This is a genomic window from Xenorhabdus ishibashii (assembly GCF_002632755.1).
Classification (GTDB): Bacteria; Pseudomonadota; Gammaproteobacteria; order Enterobacterales; family Enterobacteriaceae; genus Xenorhabdus; species Xenorhabdus ishibashii.
Map to the genome: position 1 here is coordinate 649,916 of NZ_NJAK01000001.1, position 25,270 is coordinate 675,185.

Genomic DNA, 25,270 nt, shown 5'->3' on the forward strand with positions numbered 1-25,270 from the left:
AACAAGGTTGAACCATGACAGAAACACTGAATACTCAAAATGACGATCTGCGCACCATTGAATTGGAAGCACCACTGGCGCGAGGCAACGGCGAAATCACGGAAGTGATGATACGCAAACCTAACAGCGGTGCGTTGCGCGGTGCACGTTTACAGGCACTGCTGGAAATGGATGTGGATTCTATGCTGCTTGTCCTGCCGCGTGTTACCACCCCTGCATTGACCAAAAATGACCTGATGATGATGTCACCTGGTGATCTGATTAATCTCAGTGTGGAGGTGGTCAATTTTTTGTTACCGAAATCGGTCAAGTCCGATTCCCAGAACGATTAACCGTTGATGAATTGGTGGCAGATATTGCCACCGTTTTTCACTGGTCACCGATAGTCACAGATGAAATGTCACTATCGGAACTATTGGACTGGCGACATCGGGCCATTTTAAGAAGTGGTGCAGAAAATGAGTAATATACAGTCACAGCTTAACAAGGTACTGAGTACTGTTGGTAAGCTGACCAGTTCCTTTAAATCTTTTCAACAGCATCAGAAAAAACTGGTAGGTTCAGTTGATAAAATTTATAACCAGTTTAAAAAACTTAATAAGACTGTTGAAGGATTAAAACCCATTGTAGGTTATGCGCAGGAAACTGCGCGTATGCGTGCCGATCTTAAGGCCTATAATCAAACCATTAAACAATCTTTCTCTGCGCGGCAGAATTCCTCACAAGTATTGCAGGTGAATGCCGCCAGCCAATCAGCTAATCTTGTTCAAATAAACCAAAATGTCAGACAGGAAAATTCATCCAGTAAAAAGAATGAATTTAATCTTGGTGTGACGGGCAATATGACTAACAATTTTAAATTGTTGGATAAATTGGTTATTAATATTAATCCAAAAATAACTATTTTATTTGGTGCGCTGAAAAAAATTAAAACAGTTTTGAAATTTCCTACTAATTCAGTGAAGGCGTCGTTTCAAATCCTAATTAATTCTATAAAAATTTTTGGTAGTGTTGGTATAAGAGTTTTTGGCTCTCTGAGAGTTAGTCTCCGTATCTTTGGTATTTTGTCTATTCAGACTTTTGAAACATTGAAAGTTCGGCTAAATATTTTTGGAAAGATAGGCATTAGGATTTTTGGTTCACTGCGTATTGGGCTGAATATCTTTGGTCAGTTGGGAATCCGAATATTTGGTTCATTGCGTATTAGTCTGAATATCTTTGGGCAGTTAGGCGTCCGAATCTTTGGTTCATTGCGTATTAGTCTGAATATCTTTGGGCAATTAGGAATCCGGATCTTTGGTTCGTTGCGCATTGGCCTGAATATTTTTGGTCAGTTGGGAATCCGAATATTTGGTTCATTGCGTATTGGCTTGAATATTTTTGGGCAATTAGGAATCCGAATCTTTGGTTCATTGCGTATTAGTCTGAATATATTTGGTCAGTTGGGAATCCGGATCTTTGGTTCATTGCGTATTAGTCTGAATATCTTTGGGCAATTAGGAATCCGAATCTTTGGTTCGTTGCGCATTGGCCTGAATATTTTTGGTCAGTTGGGAATCCGAATCTTTGGTTCATTGCGTATTAGTCTGAATATCTTTGGGCAGTTAGGCGTCCGAATCTTTGGTTCATTGCGTATTAGTCTGAATATCTTTGGGCAATTAGGAATCCGGATCTTTGGTTCGTTGCGCATTGGCCTGAATATTTTTGGTCAGTTGGGAATCCGAATCTTTGGTTCATTGCGTATTGGCTTGAATATTTTTGGGCAATTAGGAATCCGAATCTTTGGTTCATTGCGTATTGGCTTGAATATTTTTGGGCAGTTAGGTGTCCGAATCTTTGGTTCGTTACGTATTGGGCTGAATATCTTTGGACAATTGGGTATCCGAATCTTTGGTTCGTTACGTATTGGGTTGAATATCTTTGGGCAGTTGGGCGTCCGGATCTTTGGTTCACTGCGTATAGGATTGAATATTTTTGGGCAGTTAGGTGTCCGAATCTTTGGTTCATTGAAAATTAGTTTGAGTATTTTTGCTCAGTTGGGGATACGAGTTTTTGGCTCTTTGAGAATTAGCTTAAGTATATTTGGTCAATTAGGTGTAAGAATATTTAGTTACTTGGGAAGTAGTCTCAATATATTGGGTAGTGTTGGAGGGAAAGTTTTTGGTTTCCTCAGAAATTCATTAAATACACTATTCAGTAGCGGTAACAAAAGCGGTATTTTTGTAGGGTTAAGAAAAGGTATAGGAAAACTAGGGAATATTGGTCAAAAAGTTTTTGGTGTTTTGGGTAATGGCATAAATATCCTGGCAAGTGTTGGTGTAAAAGGCCTGTCTTTCTTAAGTAGTGCTTTTAGTGTATTAGGTAAAGCAATGCTGTTTATTGGCCGAGCTATGATGGCGAACCCCATTCTTGCCATTATTGGTGTTATCGCAATGGCTGCTATTTATATTTGGCAGAATTGGGAAACATTAGGACCCAAATTCACTGCTATGTGGGAAAACATCAAAAATGTCTGTAGTAATGCATGGCAGGGAATTAAAGACCGAGTCAGTGCCGCCTGGGAAGGTATTAAGAGTTATTTCATGGATGGTGGATTAATCGGTCTTATTTACCAAAATTGGGACTCGATTAAACAAAGTACCTTAGAAGCCTGGGAATCCGTTAAAACTAAAATAGGTGAAGTTTGGGGATCCGTTAAACAGAATACTTTAGAAATTTGGGAGAGCGTTAAAAAGTCGATTTCAGATAGATGGAATGAAATTGTTGCTGATGTTCAGGCTATTCCTGAAAAATTAAAAGCGGCTGGCTCAGCAATGATCGATAGTTTGCTAATTGGTATTCAGGAAAAATGGGAAAGCCTGAAAAGTAAATTCGCCTCTATTACTGATTGGTTTAAATCGTGGTGGTCTGATGATGATAACAAGGAAGTTACCGTAAAAACATCCCAGGAAATTACCAAGAGTGACACATCTCAGCAGGCAAAACAGATTACTCAACATGATAAAGGAGGATTTATTCCTGCTGGAAAACAAGGCCTTGTAGGGGAATATGGCCCTGAGATTATCAATGGCCCAGCTAATGTTACCAGCCGGAAAAATACCGCGAAATTCGCTGCTTTAGGTCTTGCCGTCAGCTCAATGTCACTGCCGATTGCGGCGCAGGATGCACCATTACACGCGCAGAGTTTACCTGCTCATGCTTATGAGGAAGTGCAGGCGAAACGGGAGCGGAGTCAGCCACAGCTATATAGTGGTGCAGCACCGCAATATAACATCTATGTCTATGGCGCTCAGGGACAATCCGCGCAGGATATTGCCCGTGTGGTCAGGCAGGAATTGGAACAGAGAGAACGTATGCACCAGGCGCGTATGCGTAGTTCACTTTCAGACAGAGGAGAAGATTTCTTATGATGGCTGCACTTGGTTTGTTTGTTTTTATGCTGAAAACAACGCCCTATCAAACTTTTCAATATAAACAGAGTTGGCGACATGCCTTCAACAGCCGCGTGGGAGCGCGGCCTGCCTGGCAGTTTGTCGGTTCAGACAATGATACGATCACACTATCAGGGGAACTTTATCCTGAACTGACAGGGGGTTCACTTTCATTGACCTCATTGACATTGATGGCAGATAGTGGCAAGGCGTGGTCTTTTATTGATGGCACTGGTGCCATTTACGGTATGTTCGTTATCGAAAGCATCGATGAGACTAAAACAGAATTTATGTCAGGCGGTGCAGCCAGAAAAATCAGTTTTACGCTGACTTTGCGACGTGTTGACAATAATTTGCTCGAAATGTTGGGGGACTTGCAGGATCAGCTTTCTGCATTCAAAGATGATGTTGTTGATAAAGATAAAGTCAATGGGGTGTTCTCATGAGCGATTTTGAAAAGTGGATACCCGATACGGATTGGATTCCTCGATTTGATTTGGTCACTGGAAAAATCAGCGAGCCTGCTTTTCGTCTGGAAATCAACAATAAGGATATCAGTGGTGAGATCCAATCACGCCTGATGTCATTAACATTGACGGATAATCGTGGTTTGGAATCAGACCAGCTCGATATTGAATTGGATGATGCGGATGGCATGCTGAGGATGCCTCGTCGTGGCAATATTCTTACATTAGAACTGGGGTGGCATGGCCACTCCTTAACGCCGAAAGGAAAATTTGTTGTTGATGAAATTGAACATGTCGGTGCGCCCGATCGATTGACCATTCGTGCCCGCAGTGCAGATTTTCGTGGTGATCTGAATGTGAAACGGGAGGCGTCTTACCATAAATGCACTTTAGGCAGTATTGTCAGTACCATCGCTGCCAGAAATAAATTGGCGTTTAAGATAAGCCCTGAGTTAGAAAATATCTCTATGCATATTGATCAAACAAATGAATCTGACGTCAGCTTTTTGACTCGATTGGCAAAACAAGAAGGTGCAATCGCTTCAGTCAAAAATGGTGAATTATTGTTTGTTCAGCAAGGGCAGAATAAAACGGTGAGTGGTAAGCATATTCCGCCTGTACTGATTACACGTAACTCAGGAGATAGTCACAGATTTTCTCTGTCCGATCGTGAGGCTTATACCGGTGTTGCTGCTCAGTGGATGGATACACGTACAGCGACTAAACAGACGGTTAAACTGAAACGAAAGGAATCAACAGAAGAAAAAATTGAACTTATTGTTGAATATGAAAGCAGCAGTAACCAATCATCAGGCAAGGAGCCTTCTCAAAAAGACAAAAATGCCACTAAAAAAGAGGGAGTAACTTCCAGGCAAAAGCAACCACAATCCACTAAAAAGGAAAAAGATCTTAAACCTAAACCACCTGTATCTGGCAAAGTTAATTTGGCTAAGAAAGGATCAAAAACTAAAGGTCGTGGAAAGCCGGCTTATATTAAGAAGGGGAGTAAAAAGAAAAACAAAAGTAATGGCAGTATCGAGATAGAAGCCAATTTCGGTATTGAAGCAAACTTATCTTATGAAGAACAGCGTGAATCAACGGTTGAACACCATCAAGCAACTACGGTACAGCAAAAATCTTCAAGCTATTTGGTAGGAACTCAGGAGAATATTCTGACGCTTTCGCGCATTTATTCTAACAAAGAAAGCGCAGAGCGGGCTGCTATCGCCGTTTGGAAAAAAATGCAACGAGGAGCTGCACAGTTCTCTATCACATTAGCATTGGGGCGTGCTGATATTTATCCTGAAACTCCCATCCAATTAGAGGGGTTTAAGCCAGAAATTGATGAAACTGACTGGACCTTGGTCAAAGTCACTCACACGCTGAATGACAGTGGTTTTACGACATCATTAGATCTCGAAATAAAAATCGACGAATTTTAAATGATCTATTGATCTTGATATGAGATCTTTGGTATATTGTTCACCAGACGAGATGGTGTTATTTCAAGACAGTTATTTCAAGATAACGATTTCAGAAAGGTGAACAAAATATGATTAAGTGTCCTCTGTGTAGTCAGTCAGCGCATACTCGTAGCAGCTTTGAGCATTCAAGCCAAACAAAGGAGCGCTATAACCAATGTCAGAATATCAATTGTGGAGCAACGTTCGTCAGCCATGAAACCTTTGTCCGTTTCATTTCTAAGCCAGGTGAAGTCCAGAATGTGATGCCACATCCAAGGGCAAAAACCAAGAGACAACCTCGCCAGAAAGCGGCTGCTGCACAATAAATAACGAAAAAATCATTGCTCCAGTTTTTGCCACCGTTATGGTGGCTTTTTTTGGCATGTTGAATTGAAATGGTTCTCTATTCGAGAACCTCTTGTGACGCCCACTCGTCAACAAAAAAGTAGGCGTCAAAACCATTTGGTTGATTTACTTCTGGTTCTGATATTGTTCCTGCAAAATCCTTTGCATTTCATCTTTGATGTGTAGTTTTTCTTTTTTCAGGCGGATAACTTTATCGTTGTAGCCTGCACCATTGGGGCCTTCAAGTTGGGTTATCTCGTGGTCAAGTCGGTTATGTTTTTCAAACAAAGATTGGAAGCGGGGATGAGATTCTTTCAGGTTGGATACTAAATCACGATATTCTGGAAACATAAGACCTCCTATACGAAATTCACTACCACACTCAGTGAGTGTAGCAGGTCATTTTAATATCAGATTTGAGAAATATCACATAAAAAAGAACTGGTAGAACCTGTTCATAGAGTGGGCTATTAATAAAAATTAACATTGATTATGAGTGAATAGATTTTTTCTTATCTTATGCCTTTAAGAATCAGTGAATTGCCAAAAAACATAATTTACCCCAATTTTTTTATTGTTATTATCTAGTCTCCTTTTTAAATATTCAGAGGTGATATATGAAAAAGTATTTATTCCCTTTAGCTGCATTGATGGTATCGACTTCGGTTTTTGCGGACAAAAAACTTGAAGATATTGCGCCTTATCCTGCGCCTTCTGAGAAAATGGCCCGTAGTGTGATTGAATTGCCTCAGAAAGAACATGAAAACAATTACATGGTTGAGTTGGTGATTGGCAAGGATATGAAAGTGGATTGCAATCATCATTGGTTCGGCGGTAAGTTGGAGACTAAAACGCTGGAAGGATGGGGATATGACTATTATGTACTAAATAATGTCACAGGTCCCGCTTCAACAAAGATGGCTTGTCAAAATCAAGAAGAAACAGTGCGTTTTGTTCAGGTTCAGTTAGGTAAAGATGCTTTTATACGTTATAACAGTAAATTACCTATCGTAGTATATACGCCAAAATCGATGACAGTTAAATATCGTATTTGGCAAGCTTCGGATGAGGTAAATAAAGCAGTTATTAAATAAGTTATTGGTTAAATAAACCAGCAGCCTGAGTTTTATATTAAACTCAGGTTGTTTAAGAAATCATTTCTTTGTTGTTATTGTTAAGTTAATAATAAAATAATCTGTAATAAACCAGTTTATATTGGTGGATATAGCTTTTCTTTAATTTTCTGTCTATGATTCCTTGCCCAATATTAAAAATATTAACTAAACTGTTTTTGGATTCTTTTGCATTCATGCAAATATCATTGAGGAATCGTAGCATGTTTAAAAAATTATCGGCAGAGTTTTTGGGTACTTTTTGGTTGGTATTTGGTGGATGTGGCAGTGCTGTTTTAGCTGCGGCATTTCCACAGTTAGGGATTGGTTTTGTGGGTGTATCCCTGGCTTTTGGTTTAACTGTAGTAACGATGGCCTATGCGGTCGGGCATATTTCAGGAGGGCATTTTAATCCGGCAGTCACATTGGGGTTGTTCGCTGGCGGGCGTATTCCTGCTAAAGAAGTTATTCCTTATATTATTGCACAAGTGATTGGAGGAATTGCTGCGGCAGCGGTACTTTACCTTATCGCCAGCGGTAAAAGTGGTTTTGATGCAACGGCAAGTGGTTTTGCATCTAATGGCTATGGTGAACATTCTCCAGGTGGTTTTTCATTACGAGCTGCAATTGTTATTGAATTAGTATTAACCGGATTTTTCCTGATTGTCATTCTTGGCGCAACAGATAAAAATGCACCAGCAGGTTTTGCACCATTAGCGATCGGTTTAGCATTGACACTTATTCATTTAATCAGTATTCCGGTAACGAATACATCAGTTAACCCTGCAAGAAGTACCGCGGTTGCTATTTTCCAAGGAACATGGGCCTTGGAGCAGCTTTGGGTATTTTGGTTGATCCCATTAATTGGTGGTGCTATCGGTGGGTTGATATACCGGATACTCTTACAGAAAGATGATTCATCCGTTAATTAATATTTCCCTCATTTTAATTAAGCCATGTTATAGCATGGCTTTTTTTTATTCTTTTTTATGCATGTTGGCTTTATCAGGAACCAGGTTCTTACCCGTCGTAGAGCAAGGTTTTGTATGGACATTAGATAAAACCGAAATTGCCTGAAATACCTTAACAAACGCGAAGAAAGCAGGCGGTTATTATTAGTATCTGGCTAATACCGCCGATGTTATTACCAACAAGGCTCATGAGTTCATCAATATTCATGCAATTTATCGCAATGCATTATTTTTATCCTGTAATAAATAATATTGGATATATAAATAATATGGCTTTTTAAAATAATATTCTCTAAAAAATCTGAACTTTATTTCAGTTTTGTAACACCATCAAAAAAATTGAATTATTTTTTTAAAAAAACTTAATTTATTTGTGAAATTATAATAGTGTATATTTATATGTATGATTTCTTAGGGTTTTACAGCTTGTGTAATAAAAATAAGATAAGATGAAAAACTCAGTATGTTTATAGTCGAATTTGGTTGTATATTGTCACTTTCCTGTTGTAAATTTTACTCTTGATTTTTATATATTAAAAAGTATGTGAGTTGATGTTTTATACTCAGCAATATTTGCATATTGCTAACTATATTAATTTGCCGTGATGTAAATGTAATAAATTAGGAATGAATTATGGAACGTCTTGACATAGAAGAAGTGTCTAACAAAATTCTACATGAATTATTGCAGTATCGACGTCGTTTCCCTGAGTCTGAACATAAGCATACACTTCAAGATGAAGAAAAAAAGGTTTCTGAGGTTCAATTGCCCCGTATTCGCGCATTTGTGGAACAGAGTAAACCTATCGAATGTATTTTACCTGCATTTCCGACAAAGTCCCCAAACCCCAGAAAAGTATTGGGTAAAATGCCGGATATGGCAGAAAAATTATCACTGATTTTTCTAAATTCCCTTTGCCAGCGTATTCAACTTTATTATCCACCTGGAGCAAATATTGTTATTTGTTCTGATGGACATGTTTTTAGTGATCTTATTCTTGTCGATGATGAAACCATTACCCGTTATCAATTAGAAATTGAAAAACTGCTACATGAACTGGGCGCAACTCATCTTTCAGTTTTTAATCTTGGTAATGTTGAATCACTAACACAATATACCAATGATTATGATCAACTACGTGAATTATTGGTCAACCGTTATGCCTCTTCAATTGAGGAGATTAAGGAAGAACTCAAAAAAACCGAAGAAGGTGTTCAATTATATCGGGCGATTACTCGTTTTCTTTATGAAGATAGCTTATTACCCGAATATACAGGCTCGAAAAATGCGTTGCAAAAAGACGCGCGCCAGCGCTCGGTAGGGGTTATCCAACGTAGTTGGGCGTGGGGTAATTTGCTAGCAGAGCAGTTCCCATTGGCGATCCGTCTTTCTATTCATCCACAACCCGTGGACAGTATCAAAATTGGTATTCATATGATGCCGACCAGGGATGATTGGTTGACGCCGTGGCACGGCGTGGCTGCCAACATTAACGGTCAGTTCGTACTGATGAAAAGTGATGAAGTGAAAAAGATGAATGGGAAGCTGATCGAAATTCGGGATGTCCCAAGCCATTACGTGATTGAAACGCCATCAGAAGAAAATCCGCAAACAGAATTCCAAACGGCGACAGCATAAACAGAATAACCACATGGTATACCGTATCTTAGAGAGAAAAATCATGAATACATATGAACTTGATTGTCATATTGAAGCGATGAAACCTTTTGGTGTATTTATTACTCCCAGTCATCCTGAGCAGGATATTACCACACTGTCAGTTAATGCTTTGCGTGAATTAGCTCGTACTCACCTGCTGGTTGTATTGCGAGGCTTTCAATCCGGTTTTACGGATAAAGAAAAATTGGCGGAATATTCTGGCCGTTGGGGTGAAATCATGATGTGGCCATTTGGTGCTGTATTGGACGTTATGGAGCACCCAGAACCGTCTGATCATGTTATGGACAGTGGTAATTTGCCGTTGCATTGGGATGGAATGTATAGAGAAACAATTCCTGAATTTCAGCTATTTCACTGTGTTTCTGCCCCCGAAGCGGCTCAAGGCGGGCGCACTACGTTTGTCAACACTGAACAATTGGTTATCGATGCCAGTGATGAAGAGCGTAATACATGGAAAAATACCATTATTACCTACCGAACAAGCCGAGTGACACATTATGGCGGAGAAGTGACTTCACCATTGGTTTGTTCTCACCCAGACGGCAAAAAATGGGTGATGCGTTACAATGAGCCAATGGGAAAAGAAGATGTGAAGTATGCTGATCATCACGCTTTGAAGATAGATGGTATGTCACAGGAAGAGCAACAAGTTCTTGAGGAAACACTGTATAACCGATTGTATGATCCGCGTTATTTCTATGCTCATCAATGGCAGTCTGGTGATATTGCGATTTGCGATAACTTCACTTTATTACATGGACGTGAGGCTTTTATTTCCCGCTCTCCTCGCCATATTCAACGGGTGCATATCCACGGCGTGCCTGTGTGTAAAAATCACAGCTTCCGCACTATTTCTGTTTCCGGTACCGATTGAGTAGAAGGAGACTTGATTGATGTCTCGTATTGTTTTAGCTGCTGTTGCAACCCCTGGTCACGTTTTTCCAATGTTCACTATTGCAGAACATTTAATAGGTCAGGGGCATGATGTCACAATATTTAGTGGTTCCTTATTTCTACAGCAAGCGGAAGCATTGGGAGCCACTTTTGTTCCTTTTGATAAACAAGTGGATATTGATTATCGCTGCTTGGAAAAATATTTTCCTGAACGGGCAAAACTCCCGCCGGGAAATGCTCAGATGGCGCTGGCGTTAAGGCAATTTTTTGCTGCACCTATTCCTGTATTGTCGAAACAATTGTTGCAGGTCATCGACGAGGGACGAGCTGATTTACTGATTATCGATAATACCTTTTATGCCGCGCTACCGTTATTGCAGAAGCCGACTAAAAAACGTATCCCTGTCATTGCTATTGGTGTTACTCCGCTGCCGTGGTCATCAAAGGATGCCATATTTTGGGGAGCTCGGATCCCACCTGAATTATTGCCTGCTGATTTAACACGCGATCAATTGGTAGATGAGGAAACGCACCAATTAATTGAACAGGTCAGGGAAGTATTCAATCAATCGCTTGCTGCGGTGGATTGTCCCCCGCTGACAGGAGATCATAATGATGTTTTGATGAGTAAGGTTGATCGTTTCTTACAACTGGCAACTCAATCATTTGAATTTTCTCGTGATGATTTACCTGACACGGTGGATTTTATCGGATCGCTACCGGTAAAAGTGGAAGATGATAAAACACAAATCAGTTGGCCGGATGAAAGCCAGCCATTGATTTTGGTGACGCAGGGAACACTGGCTAATATTGATTTTAACCAATTGATTTTACCTGCATTACGTGGATTAGCAACTTTGCCGATTCGGGTATTGGCGATTACAGGCGGTCGTTCTATCGATATCCTGGGTGAAGATCTTCCAGAAAATGCCAGAGTAGTAGAGTATCTCAATTTTGAACACTGGCTCCCCAGAGCATCAATTTTTATTACTAATGGTGGTTACGGCTCTCTGAATTCAGCCATTCGTCATGGTGTACCTTTAGTGGTTGCGGGAACTGGAGATGGTAAATTGGAAGCTGTTGCCCGTGTTATCTGGTCACGTTGTGGTATCAGTTTGCATACTGATACACCAAATGAGCAGCAATTATATCAGGCAGTGACAAGGATATTATCCTCCCCGATATGGCGCCAGCAGTCACAGATCATTAAGGCAGATTATGACGCCCATAATGCTTTGGCATCAATAACGAATCACGTTAATGAACTAATTGCCCAATAGATATTATGTCTGTCTAAAACAGGGTAAATGGAACGCGGTACGCTTTTCTTACCGCGTTCTTTTATGATTAGGTGTCTTCACGCACGCCTTCAACGGAAATGATAAGTTCAACTTCCTGAGATTTTGGCCCCAGATCTTCTTTGATATTAAAGTCTTTTAATTTGAGTTTACCGGTAGCCTCGAACCCTGCGCGGTATTCACCCCATGGGTCGTATCCTGCATTGATCAATTTTGCATCCAGTGTGGCAGGCTTGGTCACACCATTTAATGTGAGATCTCCGGTAATAAAGTAATGTTCACCTTCTTTCTTAACATTCGTTGATTTGAATTTAGCTTCAGGATACTTATTGCTGTTCAAAAAGTCAGGGCCACGTAAATGCTTATCCCGTTCGGCATGTTTGGTGTCTATACTATTGGTTTTGATAACGACACTCACTTTATCGTTCGCCGGATTTTTCGGATCAAAAGTAAAGTTACCATCGAAGTCCCTAAAACCACCATAAAGCCAGCTAAATCCCAAATGCTGAATACGAAATTCAATAAAGGCATGTTGGCTTATTTTATCGAACTTATAATCAGCAGCGAGTGCGCTTCCTGTACTCATGAGCCATCCCCCTACGGTCAGGGCTATTAGCGTCTTTTTCAGCATAATGATTCTCCAGAAGTCATTTTAATTTGGTCTGTAACCAAACATTCTTTTTAGGGTGGTATCACGATCAATAAAGTGATGTTTCAGTGCAGCAAGCCCATGTAATAGGGAGAGCACAACAACAGTCCAGGCAAGATAAAGATGAATAACGCCCGCCGTATCAGCCTGTATGCCCTGACCTGTTAAGGTTGCAGGGATTTCAAACCAGCCAAAAATGCTGATAGGTTGCCCATCGGCTGTAGAAATGAAATATCCACTAAATAGAACACCAAATAAGGCGATATAGAGAATAAGTTGCATCATTTGTGAACTAATATGTATAAAAAGGCTATAGCTTGCCAAGGGTTTTGGTGGTGGTGAAATAAATCGCCATATTACCCGAATAACCATGACAATAAATAGTAAACTACCTATACTTTTATGCAGTTCAGGGGCACGATGATACCAATTATCATAATAACTTAGTGTGACCATCCATAATCCCAGTGCAAACATTCCATAAACCGCAAGTGCTGCTAGCCAATGAATTAAAATAGAAATATAGCCAAAGCGGGTGGAAGTGTTTTTGAGTGGCATATTATATCCTTATTTTTAATATAAAGATGTTTTTACAATATAGACGAGAGTTTTTAAAGTGCATAGTGAATTAATTTCTTTATTTTGTGTGTTATTTTGTTTTTTTATGGGGTGTTATGCTAATGATATGGTATTTAATAATGGATTAACCAATTTACTATTTTAATGTAAAAATATTACATTTTTATGTAATCACATAATTTTATTATTATAGCGAGAAAGACGATGTATACATTGTGGATAGCCAATAAAAATTATTCTTCCTGGTCACTGCGTCCGTGGATTTTGCTCAAGGCGCTGGATATTCCTTTTAATGAGAAGCTGAGCTATTTTGAAGATGGCAAAAGCAGCCGTGAGAAATTTCAGGCATTTTCACCTACGGGTTTGGTTCCTTGTTTGATTGATGGGGAGGTTACTGTTTGGGATTCTCTGGCAATTGTGGAATATATTGCTGAGGATCATGCGCAAGTCTGGCCATCAGATAAAACAGCCAGAGCGTGGGCGAGAAGTGCTGCTGCGGAAATGCACTCTGGTTTTGCGACATTACGTCAGCTTTGCACGATGAATTGTTCTGCTCGCACTGAGTTAAATGAAATAACTTCCGAATTGCAATGCGATATTGAGCGAATTGATACGCTTTGGGCAGAAGGACTAACCAGATTTGGTGATGAATGGCTGGCGGGAGATAAATTCACGGCTGTCGATGCGTTTTATGCTCCAGTAGCTTGCCGTGCCCAAACCTACGGATTGAAGCTTTCTGCAATCAGCCAGAGATGGGTTAATCGTATGTTAGAACACCCAGCAATGATGGAATGGGTAGAGTCTGCACTAAAAGAACCTAAAATAGCACATTAATTCACATTTTATGAATGAAATTATGATTCAGGGTGCTTTGTGTACCCTGATTTAATAATTAATAGATCTTTATAGTCGTTAACTTTTTGTTCATTCATGTTAGCCGTTGTCTAATCAAATTTAACTACCATTGCATTTTAAAAATCAACAAACAGAAACGCTAATCTATTTTTTTGAATAAAAAAAGCTCCGCATAGGAACGGAGCGAGAATGGGTAAAAGTAGCTGAGAAAAATGTAGTACCGGAACATAATAACTCTGCGACATTAAATGCGGATTAAACAAAGAAGAGATGAATATATGATTGCTTAATGGGAAATTGCATCCCGAATCGCTTCTAATGAAGCGGGGTTTTCAATCAAGGCAATATCGCCTGGTTCACGTCCTTCACAAATGGCCTGCATAGTACGGCGCAACATTTTTCCTGAACGGGTTTTCGGTAATTGCGTTACAAAATAGACTCGTGCCGGACGTCCAACGCTACCGATTTTCTTATCTACCAATTCCATCAATGCCTTTTCCAATGAAGCAAAATGGTCAGCATTTTGGATTTCTCGTCCTTCTTTGAGAACAGCAAACGCCACGGCGGCTTGTCCCTTTATTTCATCCTTGATACCAATGACGGCAACTTCAGCAACATCTGCGTGGCTGGCAATGCACTCTTCAATTTCCCGCGTTCCTAAACGATGGCCGGAAACGTTAATCACATCATCCGAGCGTCCCAGAATAAAATAATAACCATCGCTGTCACGGATCCCCCAGTCAAATGTCGAATACACTTGCTGGTCAAAGTGACGCCAGTAAGTATTAATGAAACGGTGATCATCGCCGTAGATAGTCTGGATACAGCCCGGAGGCAAAGGGCCTTTGACGACCAGCATGCCCTTTTCATTATCACCACACTCCTGGCCTGTCAGTTCGTTGAGCAGTTTGACGTTAAAACCGTACATGGGAAAGCCCGTGCTACCAAAACGGCTTGGTCTGTCATCCAGACTCCGGGCAATTGCCATAATGGGCCAGCCGGTTTCTGTTTGCCAGTAATTATCAATCACAGGTACGTTAATGGTTTCGGCAATCCAGCGGGCGGTATGCTCATCAAGCGGTTCTCCCGCTAAATAGAGTGTTTCAAGCGATGAGATATCATATTTGGCAATACAATCCGTAGGGTATTTTTTCAGGACGCGAATTGCCGTAGGGGCAGAAAACATTCTGGTGACACGATACTTTTCGACAATTTGCCACCAAACGCCAGCATCAGGGCGTATCGGGAGACCTTCATACATGATCGTTGCCATGCCGGCGATCAAGGGGGCATAAACAATATAAGAGTGTCCGACAACCCAGCCAATATCCGATGTACAGAAAAAAACACCGCCGGCCTTACCACCAAAAATAACATCCATTGATGTCGCCAGCGCCACGGCATAACCACCGACATCACGTTGAACTCCTTTTGGTGTTCCGGTTGTGCCTGATGTATAGAGTACACAGGAGGCTTCATTGGATTCTAGCCATGTCACAGGGACTTCTGCATCAAGATGCTTCTGCCGTAATGTGGCAAAATCGACGTCCCTGCCATTCACCCAATGAATATCGGACAGCCCGCGATCAACCATTAAAACATGGCGTGGTTTATGCCTGGCTAACCCAATCGCTTCATCAAGCAGAGGTTTATAGGGGATAATTTTTCCCCCACGTGAACCCGCATCCGCTGAGACGACTAAAACCGGTTCGGCGTTATCCAATCGGGTAGCGAGACTGTGGGAAGCAAAACCACCAAATACGACGGAATGGATTGCCCCAATACGGGCACAAGCCAGTAAAATAAACAGGGCTTCGGCCACCATTGGCATATAAACAACAACACGATCACCTTTTTTTACGCCGAGTGACAACATGATAGCAGCGGCTCGATTCACTTCCCGATGTAGTTCTTTATAGGTAAAAACTCGCTCACTATTGGTTTTAGTTTCCGTTGAAATGGCAATAAGCGCCTTGGCGTCGGGTTGGCTTTCCAGCCAGCGATCCAGTGCGTTGTAGCTGAGATTGGTTTTTCCCCCACAGAACCAACGGGCAAAAGGCGGATTGTGATGATCCAATGTTTGTTCAAAAGGCTGTTGCCAGTGTATTCGTTTAGCCTGTTCTGCCCAAAAAGTATCGGGATCATCAATTGAATGCTGATAGAAATTTTGGAATGACATAATCTCTCCTACATTCATCTCTTACATCTCTTAAGGGTATACAAATTATATGACATATAAATCGAGGTATTCGTTTACCGGAATGTCTCTTAATGACATCAGGTCAAGAGATGCTGCTAAAATTTTTTGTTGCTGCTCTTGCGGGAAGCGACGCGCCAGATTGATTTTGAATTTCTCCTCTAATAATGGAATGCCATCTTTACGGCGGCGAGCATGTCCAATCGGGAATTCGATTTTAACTTCGTTTAATTGAGTGCCATCAGTGAATGTCAAAGTCAACGCATTGGCGATGGAGCGTTTTTCGGGATCATGATAGTCACGGGTGAAATCGGGGTCTTCGGCACAAACTATTTTTTCCCGCAAGGCGTCAATGCGTGGATCGGCAGCGATATCATCTTCATAATCTGCAGCCGTCAGACGCCCAAAAATCAGTGGAATGGCAACCATATATTGGATGCAGTGATCCCTGTCTGCGGGATTATTCAATGGTCCCTGTTTATCAATGATCCTGATACAGGCCTCGTGGGTACGGATAGTGATTTGGGCAATATCTTCAATACCCTTGCCGTGCTCTTTTAATTGCTGATGCAAGATCATTGCTGCTTCTACGGCAGTTTGTGAATGAAATTCTGCCGGAAAAGAGATTTTGAACAGCACATTTTCCATGACATAAGAACCATAAGGGCGCTGGAATTTGAATGGCTGACCATTGAATAAGACGTCGTAAAATCCCCAGGTTTTGGCAGTCAATACGGAAGGATAGCCCATTTCGCCTGTTTGGGCTATGAGAGCAAGACGTACAGCACGGGAAGTTGCATCTCCCGCAGCCCAGGATTTGCGAGAGCCGGTATTGGGGGCATGGCGATAGGTTCTCAAGGATTGCCCGTCAACCCAGGCCAATGAAACCGCACTTAATATCTCTTCACGTTTCAGTCCTAACATTTGGGCAACAACCGCCGTGGAAGCCACTTTGACTAAAACAACATGATCCAAACCGACTTTATTGAAAGCATTTTCCAATGCCAGACAGCCCTGAATTTCATGCGCCTTAATCATCGCTGCCAGAACATCCCACATGGTGAGTGGTTTTTCTCCGCGGGCAATCGCATTTCTTGACAGCCAGTCGGCGGTGGCAAGTATTCCGCCCAGATTATCAGAAGGATGTCCCCATTCGGCCGCCAGCCAGGTATCATTAAAATCGAGCCAACGGATCATGGCACCAATGTTAAATGCAGCCTGAACAGGATCGAGTTGGAATTGGGTTCCTGGTACGCGAGCGCCATTAGGCACTGTTGTTTCCGGCACAATTGGCCCTAATAGTTTTTTGCAGGCAGGGTATTCCAGGGCCTCTAATCCACAACCCAAAGTATCTATCAGGCAGTGGTGAGCTGTGGCATAAGCAATGGGAGATGTTATGGTGTAGTCCATGACATAATCCACAATATCTACAATTACCTGATCATAATCAGGGCAGTTATTAACAACAGAGGCAGACATAATCAATCCTTAAAATCGTGTTATTTGTAAATCGGATTATTAACGTTGTTCAATCGGTATAAATGTCAAATTTTCAGGGCCAATATAGTTAGCTGATGGACGGATGATTTTGTTATCAATACGTTGTTCAATAATGTGGGCTGCCCAACCAGAAGTACGGGCAATCACAAACAGCGGAGTAAACATGGCAGTAGGCACCCCCATCATGTAATAGGAAACCGCTGAGAACCAATCAAGATTCGGGAACATTTTTTTGTTATCCCACATCACGGACTCAATTCGATCGGCAATGTCATACATCTGGGTTGTACCGGCTTCTTGCGAAAGTTGCAGGGCAATTTCTTTAATCACTTTGTGGCGAGGATCGGAAATGGTATAAACCGGATGGCCGAAACCAATAATGACTTCTTTTCTTTCCAAACGAGCCAGAATATCGTCCTCGGCTTGCGCGAGAGTGTCATAGCGTTGCTGGATTTCGAATGAAACCTCATTGGCTCCACCATGCTTTGATCCACGCAGTGCCCCAATTCCACCAATAATGGCTGAGTAAATGTCCGAACCCGTACCTGCGATTACTCGGCTGGTAAAGGTAGAAGCATTAAATTCATGTTCGGCGTACAGGATCAGGGAAGTTTGCATGGCTTTTTCCCATGATCTCCGTGGCTTTTGACCATGCAAGAGATGGAGAAAGTGCCCGCCAATGGAATCATCATCAGTTTCAACTTCAATGCGGCGGCCATTATGACTGTAGTGATACCAATAAAGCAGTATTGAACCGAGAGAGGCGAGTAAGCGATCAGCAATATCGCGGGCACCAGCCAAGTTATGATCTTCTTTTTCTGGCAAAGTACAACCCAGTACAGAGACGCCAGTACGCATGACATCCATAGGATGTGCTATTGCAGGCAGTGATTCCAATGCGGTTTTGACACTGCTGGGCAGGCCACGTAAAGACTTCAATTTGTTCTTGTAAGAAGTTAATTCTGCGTGAGAGGGAAGCTTGCCGTGGATCAGAAGATATGCTACCTCTTCAAACTCACAATTGGTGGCCAAATCGAGAATATCATAGCCACGATAATGTAAATCATTGCCATTTTTGCCAACGGTACAGAGCGCTGTATTGCCTGCTGTAACACCAGACAGTGCAACTGATTTTTTGGGTTTAAATGGTGTAGATTCAGAGAGTTTCATTGCCGTATTCTGCTTACTCATGAGTATCACCTCTGCTATTTTTCAGGGAAAACAGGGCATCCAGTTTTCGTTCAAAATCGTAGTAGTTGATGCTTTCATAAAGCTCATTACGGGTTTGCATCGTATTGATGACATTTTTCTGTGTGCCATCGCGACGTAAAGTGGTATAGACCTGTTCGGCAGCTTTATTCATAGCCCGAAATGCCGATAGAGGATAAAGGGCAATGGCGACGTTTACGCTCCTTAATTCTTCGATTGTAAAGAGCGGCGTCGCACCGAACTCGGTAATATTTGCTAAAACAGGAACCTGCGTTTTGGCGGCAAATTCCTGATACATACGCAGTTCAGTGATCGCTTCAGGGAACAGCATATCGGCACCGGCTTCGATATAAGCTGCTGCCCTGTCCAGTGCTGCATCCAATCCTTCTACTGCCAGTGCGTCCGTGCGAGCCATAATGACAAAATTTTCATCGGTACGGGCATCAACGGCAGCCTTGATACGGTCTACCATCTCCTGTCTGGAAACAATTTCTTTATTTGGACGATGACCACAACGTTTGGCACCGACCTGATCTTCAATATGAACCCCCGCGGCTCCTGCTTTAATAATAGAACGAATTGTACGGGCGACATTAAACGCTGAGGCACCGAATCCAATATCAGCATCGACAAGCAGGGGTAAGTCACAGACGTCAGTAATGCGGCGGACATCAATCAAAACATCCTCCAGCGTAGAGATACCCAAATCTGGTAACCCCAGCGAACCCGCAGAAACTCCCCCGCCTGAAAGGTAAATAGCCTTGTAGCCTGCCCGTTTTGCCAACAATGCATGATTCGCATTGATGGTTCCGACGACTTGTAACGGAGATTCGCACTCTATTGCTTGACGAAAAGCCAAACCAGCGGAAGAAAATGCCATATATAACCTCACTGTTACCAAAATGAAATCAAGTTGTGTTTAATTGTTACTGTAAAAGAATAGCAAGGTTTATGCCAATATTGAGAGAGTGATAAGGTGAGTCAGCAGGAATGCAACAAACGCATTGTTTTTATTGTCTAAATTAATTAAATGGATAGGTTTTGATTGATAAGTGGTCACTATTTAGCTATTGGCTATAATGTATATTTGTTTCATATTGAATCAATTATGTTTCATTTTGTTTCAAATTCTGGAAATGAAACAGTAAGGTGAACTTAGCAAGAGATATGGGAGGAGATATGGTGGCATCAGCACCCGCAGGAGAACGTGATAACAATAGGCCGGTGATCTGGACAGTCTCTGTTTCCAGGCTTTTCGATCTTTTTCGTGATATTACGCCGGAATTTGATCATCAGGCTAATATCACACCGATTCAGTTGGGTTTTGAGCGTGCGGTTCAACATATTCGCAAGCGGCTAGAAACCGAACATTGTGATGCTGTGATTTGCGCGGGGTCTAATGGAGCTTATTTAAAAAGCCGTCTATCTGTTCCGGTGATTATTGCTAAAGCCAGTGGATTTGATTTTATGCAGGCATTGGCTCGTGCCCGACAAATCAGTCCCCGAATTGGTGTCATTACTTACCAGAATACCTTACCTGCCTTGGAAGAATTTCAGCAGCGTTTTAATTTGCGTATTGAACAACGTAGTTATGTCACAGAAGAAGATGCCAGGGAGCAGGTTAATGTTTTAAAGGCGATGGGCATCAAAGTGATTGTAGGAGCAGGATTGATTACCGATCTTGCTTATGAAGCTGAGTTAGTGGGAGTTTTTGTCTATTCCGCAGATTCAATTCGGCAGGCATTTCGAGATGCTTTGGAGATGGCACGAATGAGCAAGCTTAATCAAGCTGTGATTTCTCCTTATCCTACAGAAGACAAATTACGCACCCGACATACCATCAACGATATTAGAGGCAATTCTGCTGCGGTAGAACATGTGCGCAATACAATTATGCTCTATTCACGCTCGACGGCTACCGTTTTGATTCAGGGAGAAAGCGGTACGGGAAAAGAGCTGGTGGCACAGGCTATTCATCATGAATATACCTTGCGATATGGGCAGTTAGCAGGTAAACATCCGCGGCCGTTTGTGGCGGTTAACTGTGGAGCGATTACCGAGTCCTTGCTGGAGGCTGAACTGTTTGGCTATGAGGAAGGTGCCTTCACGGGTTCACGGCGTGGTGGACGTGCGGGATTATTTGAAATTGCGCACAGGGGAACATTATTTCTGGATGAAATTGGTGAAATGCCATTACCTTTGCAAACGCGGTTATTAAGGGTATTGGAGGAAAAATCTGTTGTCAGGGTTGGTGGATATCGCCCGATTGCCGTCGATGTACGGATCATCTGTGCTACACATTGTGATTTGGATACCTGGGTCAGGGAAGGGCGTTTTCGGGCAGATTTGTTCTACCGTTTAAGTGTACTGCGGATCAACGTACCAGCATTAAGGGAGAGAGGAAATGATATTAGTTTGCTGGCAATAGAGTACTTACAACGGGCTTTTGCGGTACTCAATTTACCCGTTTCTGCATTAAGGATACAAGAGCTTGCCAGGTGTCATGACGTGTTACACACCTATCATTGGCCTGGAAATGTGCGTGAACTACGTAACTTAATGGAACGGATAGCACTTTATTTGAGTGCACATCCAGAACAGGCGTTAACCTCTGCATTGATATTATCACTTTCACCGGAGCGTCATCTTGACCCCACTGTTATCAATAACAGTGTAAGAACACACCAGACAGAGCCATTTTCTTATACCGAAAATACGCTTTCAGTGCATGATATCGTGGCACAATTTTCAGGTAATCGACGTGCGGCAGCAGAATATTTAGGAATTAGCCGCACGACGTTATGGCGGAGGTTAAAGCAGAAGTAGGACTCATTTATTTGAAAATAAGAGAATTAACTTTATGTTGCTAATTTATCTTGTTAAAGATTATCAATGACCTTTTTGGCATCAGTAAATTTATCTACAGTCATAAGTTCTATATGATGATCTTTTTTATTTTCCATTAATGCAATAGCATATTTAAGTTCTGAATAAGTAATAGGGAAATTTCTGCTATTGGAACCAATATCTGTAAAATTACTATTTCTCCATTTATGATGGAGATTTTTTGTATTAATATTATTTATTTTTTTCGAATCTAGAGTGGGATGCTCTTCTACGTAAAAAATAATTTTTTTTATAGGTGAGTTTTCTTTGCTGGCTTCTTGTTCAGCCCAGTCAATTGATTGTTTACTCAATTTTCGGATGAAAGCCATTGAAAAACAATTCGCCATTAAATCTCCGTGTGCGAACATTTCTCTATCCTGCTCGGTAACTTCTCCCCTGTAATAACGATTGTCACGTTCATCGATATCGTTTTGCATAGCCAAAATATTTTCAAATCCTTTTTTATCACTTTCAATAAATGCATTAAAAGCTTGAGAGGTGTATGCTTTATTTCCGATGTTATAATTTCCGTAAAAAGAACCTCTAATAAATTCACGACTTGAACGTTCAGGATAATTTTTAGAACTGAATGCTGATCTGTTTGTATTCCACGTGGCGATATCAATGTTATCTGAATTTATGTTTGATTGGTTGTTCATTTTCTCTTTTAAAATATTCAAATTTCTTTCCTTGCTGTTTAGCGCATTTTTTGCAAGAAATCCGGCCTGATAATTTTTATACTCTTTATAATTTCCTGTTTTAGTTATATTTTCTTTCCTCCTGTTTAATGTGGCACTGATTGATAGCTGAGGCAGTCTGCTTTTGAAAAAAACACTGAGGCTACGCAATAAATACTCTACGGTAGGTTTATTTATTTTAAACTTCACTTTATTTAAATAATGTTCTAAATTTTTTGCATCCAAAGGGTTTTGAGTTGAAATTAAACACTTATCCCTGACGGAACTATAAAAATAATCAACAAGATAATTTGAGTTTTTTTCCAAAAGAAATCTGGTTTTTCCATCGCTCTGCAAAAAATCATTAATTGAACTAATGTGATTACCCCCTCCAGGAATGAGTATGTACAAGCTAAAAAGCAAATCATCCATAGTGATATATATATCATGAGTAGATGAATTATTCATTCCAATTAAGTATTTTTTTCTATGCTCTGAAAAACCATAAACAATGATAATATTTTTATTCATTTCATTACCTCTTGAAAAATGCAAAAATATTTAACAATAATTGGCTTATCCAATATGTTGCGGTTGCTGTTTTTGATAATTAATGAAAAATTTGGTTAGCTATAAATACCATTTACTTGTATTTTTATCAACCATATCATCCGTGGTGTGAAATGAAAGGTTCAGTCGTTCAATATTGTTAATTGGATTGGAGAATTAATATGAATCCAATGAATTTTTATTTTGTATTATCAGTGTGATATATTCGTCATCTTGCATTTCGCAAAGAAAAAACTTAAACATATATATTGAAATTGTTTTATTCAGAGCTGTCATTATTATAATGGCAAGCTCTCTGTTTTTCCTATTATTATCAGGTACTAATTGATAAGTAAGAGACATTAATCAGTTTTTATTTGCCAATAAATTTGCATATTTTTTTATATCGATATTTCCCCCACTTAAAATAATGCCGATACGTTGCCCTTTTAACTGTTCCCGTATTGCCATTGCAGCAGCAAACCCCAAACAACCGGTAGGCTCGACAATCATCTTCATTCGTTCTGCCAAAAGGAACATGGCGTCGATTAATTGATCGTCTGATGCAGTAAGAATGTCTTTAACGAGGTGACGAATGATGGCAAAAGTATGTTGCCCCAAGTGCTGTGTTTGAGCACCATCTGCAATTGTTTTTGGGGTATCAATATGAACTATTTCTCCTTTTTTAAAAGATTGCTGACCATCATTACCGGCTGCCGGCTCAACACCAAAAACCTGACACGTCGGGGATAAGTGAGCAGCGACAAGAGCAGAGCCGGACAATAAACCACCACCACCGAGGGGAATAAACAGGGCGTCCAACTCACCGATTTCTTCAAACAGCTCCTTGGCCACAGTGCCTTGACCAGCGATAATATGTGGATGATTGAAAGGTGGGATGAGTGTCATGCCGTGTTTTTCTGCCAGTTGTCGGCCGATTTCTTCGCGATCTTCAGTATATCTATCATAGAAAACGACTTTACCACCATAACCTTTTGTTGCTGTTATCTTAGCCTGGGGAGCATCGTGTGGCATGACAATGGTGGCGGACATATTCAGTAATTTCGCTGCTAGCGCAATGGCTTGTGCATGATTGCCTGATGAAAAAGCAATAACGCCTGCTTTTCTCTGCTCATCACTAAACTGGCATAGGGCATTCATGGCTCCGCGGAATTTAAATGCGCCCATTTTTTGGTAGTTTTCACACTTGAAATAGACTTGAGCGTCAAAGAGTTTATTGACCGTTGTTGATGTGAATACAGGCGTTTTATTGATATAGGGCTTAATACGAGAGTGGGCTTCATGGATATGATGATAATCGGGAATAAACTTCATTACTTTAGCCTCCTTCGTGCAGTAACATATCTCATTAAACTTAATGAATACCTTGATAATAAGGAGGCAGTATAATACCAATATTGTGGCTAATATTGGGATGACTGTATCATTATGGCATATTAGAATTTATATATTCCAGAGGTATCCAGCCTGCATCCCCTGATTCTTTATATGCCCAATACCAACCATTTAATACTCGATCCAGAGACAGATATTCTCCCGCTTTCACTGTTAACTCGTGAGCCGTGTAATTTTCCTTACAGATTGCTTTATCAGGATAAATGAGATCCAGAATTTGTTGAGGAACCCAGCCACTGATATTTAAAGAGTTTGTCGTCCAAATCCAGTAAGGATACTCAATATCGCTATGGCTGATCGAAACAATATCTCCAGCTTGTAATTTGATAGGATTTGGATAAGCACTAACATAATCGTGAATTACAGTACCTTTCTTCATTATTTTTACTCCTCATTGAGTAATTATGATCGGAAGATTCGATCTGATTTCTTTATTGGTAGTGAATTTTTCTAATAAAATAATGTAGACATTCTTCGATGATTACACTACCAATATTGTTGTAATACTGATTTGTAATCATTCAGACATAGCAATATCTGACAGACACTCCCGCAACAGTAATAAGACTTCATCACTGTATCCAGTGCGTTGCATCATAATGATGGCACCTTCGATAAGTAAAGCAAATTTCGACGCCAGACGTTTACCGTTAAGTTCTGAGGGTAGAGAAGATGCAATTACCTGTTCCATCTGCTTTTTATGCTCTTGAATGAGGGGAATAACCTGTGGTTGCTCCTTTCCTATCTCGATGACCGTATTGATGAATGCACAGCCTCTGAATTCATTAGAGTTGAACCACTCAGCTAACGTTTCTGTCAGAGCTTCAATCGGTGAGTTATAACGGTTTATGTTGGCTTGAAGAGATTCTTTAAACCACTGAATCCACTGTTCATGGCGATAATCAAGAAAAGCTAGTATCAGATCATTTTTGGATGGAAAGTGACGGTAGAACGTTACTTTCGCTACCTCAGATTCTTTAATGATGCGGTCAATACCTGTAGCTCGTATACCATCACGATAAAACAGCATATGGGCTGTTTTTAATATGCGCTCACGAGCCTTGGATGCTTTTTTATTCATGAATCCTCTT

24 protein-coding genes are annotated in these 25,270 nt (G+C 40.9%); 13 read left to right on the forward strand and 11 right to left on the reverse strand.

Annotation, left to right across the window (positions count from 1 at the left end; translation table 11 throughout):
• Positions 1-14 precede the first annotated feature (14 nt).
• The 6 genes from Xish_RS03140 to Xish_RS03165 all read left to right on the forward strand — a co-directional run bounded on the left by Xish_RS03140 (position 15) and on the right by Xish_RS03165 (position 5,687).
• Complete coding sequence (locus Xish_RS03140; protein ID WP_045971919.1) at positions 15-332, forward strand: phage tail assembly protein; 318 nt, start codon at positions 15-17, stop codon at positions 330-332.
• A gap of 14 nt (positions 333-346) precedes the next feature.
• Positions 347-466 (forward strand): GpE family phage tail protein, encoded by a 120-nt coding sequence (locus Xish_RS03145; protein WP_208614804.1) that lies wholly within the window; start codon positions 347-349, stop codon positions 464-466.
• Positions 459-3,410 carry a phage tail tape measure protein gene (locus Xish_RS03150; RefSeq protein WP_099116670.1) on the forward strand — a complete coding sequence of 984 codons (2,952 nt, stop codon included), beginning with the start codon at positions 459-461 and terminating at the stop codon, positions 3,408-3,410. Before Xish_RS03145 ends, Xish_RS03150 begins: the two co-directional genes overlap by 8 nt.
• On the forward strand, positions 3,407-3,877 hold the full coding sequence (locus tag Xish_RS03155; protein WP_099116671.1) for a phage tail protein: 471 nt from the start codon (positions 3,407-3,409) through the stop codon (positions 3,875-3,877). Before Xish_RS03150 ends, Xish_RS03155 begins: the two co-directional genes overlap by 4 nt.
• Positions 3,874-5,340 (forward strand): phage late control D family protein, encoded by a 1,467-nt coding sequence (locus tag Xish_RS03160; RefSeq protein WP_099116672.1) that lies wholly within the window; start codon positions 3,874-3,876, stop codon positions 5,338-5,340. The genes Xish_RS03155 and Xish_RS03160 overlap by 4 nt, the downstream gene beginning before the upstream one ends.
• Positions 5,341-5,450: 110 nt before the next feature.
• Positions 5,451-5,687, forward strand: coding sequence for an ogr/Delta-like zinc finger family protein (locus Xish_RS03165; RefSeq protein WP_099116673.1), 237 nt, complete (start codon positions 5,451-5,453; stop codon positions 5,685-5,687).
• A 145-nt stretch (positions 5,688-5,832) separates the two neighbouring features.
• Here Xish_RS03165 and Xish_RS03170 read toward each other — a convergent pair whose 3' ends face one another.
• Positions 5,833-6,057, reverse strand: a complete 225-nt coding sequence (locus tag Xish_RS03170; RefSeq protein ID WP_074020983.1) for an HP1242/YdcH family protein — start codon at positions 6,055-6,057, stop codon at positions 5,833-5,835.
• 266 nt (positions 6,058-6,323) lie between these two features.
• Here Xish_RS03170 and eco point away from each other — a divergent pair, with 266 nt between their 5' ends.
• From eco to Xish_RS03195, 5 genes are all read left to right on the forward strand, one after another.
• Positions 6,324-6,800, forward strand: a complete 477-nt coding sequence (gene eco / locus Xish_RS03175) for a serine protease inhibitor ecotin (protein WP_099116674.1) — start codon at positions 6,324-6,326, stop codon at positions 6,798-6,800.
• Positions 6,801-7,042: 242 nt separating this feature from the next.
• Entirely contained in the window at positions 7,043-7,750 is a 708-nt protein-coding gene (aqpZ, locus tag Xish_RS03180; RefSeq protein ID WP_099116675.1) for an aquaporin Z, read from the forward strand.
• Between the two features lie 673 nt (positions 7,751-8,423).
• A complete protein-coding gene (gene pvcA / locus Xish_RS03185; protein WP_099116676.1) occupies positions 8,424-9,428 on the forward strand; it encodes an L-tyrosine isonitrile synthase in 1,005 nt (334 codons plus the stop codon).
• Between the two features lie 43 nt (positions 9,429-9,471).
• A complete protein-coding gene (gene pvcB, locus Xish_RS03190; RefSeq protein WP_099116677.1) occupies positions 9,472-10,344 on the forward strand; it encodes a tyrosine isonitrile desaturase/decarboxylase in 873 nt (290 codons plus the stop codon).
• A 19-nt stretch (positions 10,345-10,363) separates the two neighbouring features.
• On the forward strand, positions 10,364-11,644 hold the full coding sequence (locus Xish_RS03195) for a rhabduscin glycosyltransferase (RefSeq protein WP_099116678.1): 1,281 nt from the start codon (positions 10,364-10,366) through the stop codon (positions 11,642-11,644).
• A 67-nt stretch (positions 11,645-11,711) separates the two neighbouring features.
• On the opposite strand, the gene Xish_RS03200 is transcribed toward Xish_RS03195, so the two are convergent.
• Entirely contained in the window at positions 11,712-12,293 is a 582-nt protein-coding gene (locus Xish_RS03200) for a YceI family protein (protein ID WP_099116679.1), read from the reverse strand.
• A 21-nt stretch (positions 12,294-12,314) separates the two neighbouring features.
• Positions 12,315-12,869 carry a cytochrome b gene (locus Xish_RS03205; protein ID WP_099116680.1) on the reverse strand — a complete coding sequence of 185 codons (555 nt, stop codon included), beginning with the start codon at positions 12,867-12,869 and terminating at the stop codon, positions 12,315-12,317.
• A gap of 225 nt (positions 12,870-13,094) precedes the next feature.
• Between Xish_RS03205 and Xish_RS03210 the strand changes: the two genes are divergently transcribed.
• A complete protein-coding gene (locus Xish_RS03210; protein ID WP_099116681.1) occupies positions 13,095-13,724 on the forward strand; it encodes a glutathione S-transferase family protein in 630 nt (209 codons plus the stop codon).
• Positions 13,725-14,031: 307 nt separating this feature from the next.
• Here Xish_RS03210 and Xish_RS03215 read toward each other — a convergent pair whose 3' ends face one another.
• The 4 genes from Xish_RS03215 to prpB are packed head-to-tail and all read right to left on the reverse strand — an operon-like array spanning position 14,032 to position 19,531.
• The gene (locus Xish_RS03215) at positions 14,032-15,924 is read right to left on the reverse strand and encodes a propionate--CoA ligase (protein ID WP_099116682.1); all 1,893 of its coding nucleotides are present in this window, start codon (positions 15,922-15,924) and stop codon (positions 14,032-14,034) included.
• Between the two features lie 45 nt (positions 15,925-15,969).
• Complete coding sequence (locus Xish_RS03220; RefSeq protein ID WP_099116683.1) at positions 15,970-17,421, reverse strand: bifunctional 2-methylcitrate dehydratase/aconitate hydratase; 1,452 nt, start codon at positions 17,419-17,421, stop codon at positions 15,970-15,972.
• Positions 17,422-17,460: 39 nt separating this feature from the next.
• Positions 17,461-18,612 carry a bifunctional 2-methylcitrate synthase/citrate synthase gene (prpC, locus tag Xish_RS03225; RefSeq protein WP_208614836.1) on the reverse strand — a complete coding sequence of 384 codons (1,152 nt, stop codon included), beginning with the start codon at positions 18,610-18,612 and terminating at the stop codon, positions 17,461-17,463.
• A 13-nt stretch (positions 18,613-18,625) separates the two neighbouring features.
• A complete protein-coding gene (gene prpB / locus Xish_RS03230) occupies positions 18,626-19,531 on the reverse strand; it encodes a methylisocitrate lyase (RefSeq protein WP_099116685.1) in 906 nt (301 codons plus the stop codon).
• A gap of 299 nt (positions 19,532-19,830) precedes the next feature.
• Here prpB and prpR point away from each other — a divergent pair, with 299 nt between their 5' ends.
• Positions 19,831-21,477: a propionate catabolism operon regulatory protein PrpR gene (gene prpR / locus Xish_RS03235; protein ID WP_099116686.1), complete on the forward strand. Its 1,647-nt coding sequence runs from the start codon at positions 19,831-19,833 to the stop codon at positions 21,475-21,477.
• Positions 21,478-21,530: 53 nt separating this feature from the next.
• Here the strand turns inward: prpR and Xish_RS03240 are convergent, their stop codons facing one another.
• The 4 genes from Xish_RS03240 to Xish_RS03255 all read right to left on the reverse strand — a co-directional run bounded on the left by Xish_RS03240 (position 21,531) and on the right by Xish_RS03255 (position 25,260).
• Entirely contained in the window at positions 21,531-22,745 is a 1,215-nt protein-coding gene (locus tag Xish_RS03240) for a hypothetical protein (RefSeq protein WP_099116687.1), read from the reverse strand.
• A gap of 384 nt (positions 22,746-23,129) precedes the next feature.
• A complete protein-coding gene (locus Xish_RS03245) occupies positions 23,130-24,098 on the reverse strand; it encodes a threo-3-hydroxy-L-aspartate ammonia-lyase (protein ID WP_099116688.1) in 969 nt (322 codons plus the stop codon).
• 112 nt (positions 24,099-24,210) lie between these two features.
• Complete coding sequence (locus Xish_RS03250; protein WP_099116689.1) at positions 24,211-24,558, reverse strand: SH3 domain-containing protein; 348 nt, start codon at positions 24,556-24,558, stop codon at positions 24,211-24,213.
• A gap of 138 nt (positions 24,559-24,696) precedes the next feature.
• Positions 24,697-25,260, reverse strand: coding sequence for a TetR/AcrR family transcriptional regulator (locus Xish_RS03255; protein WP_099116690.1), 564 nt, complete (start codon positions 25,258-25,260; stop codon positions 24,697-24,699).
• Between the last annotated feature and the right edge of the window lie 10 nt (positions 25,261-25,270).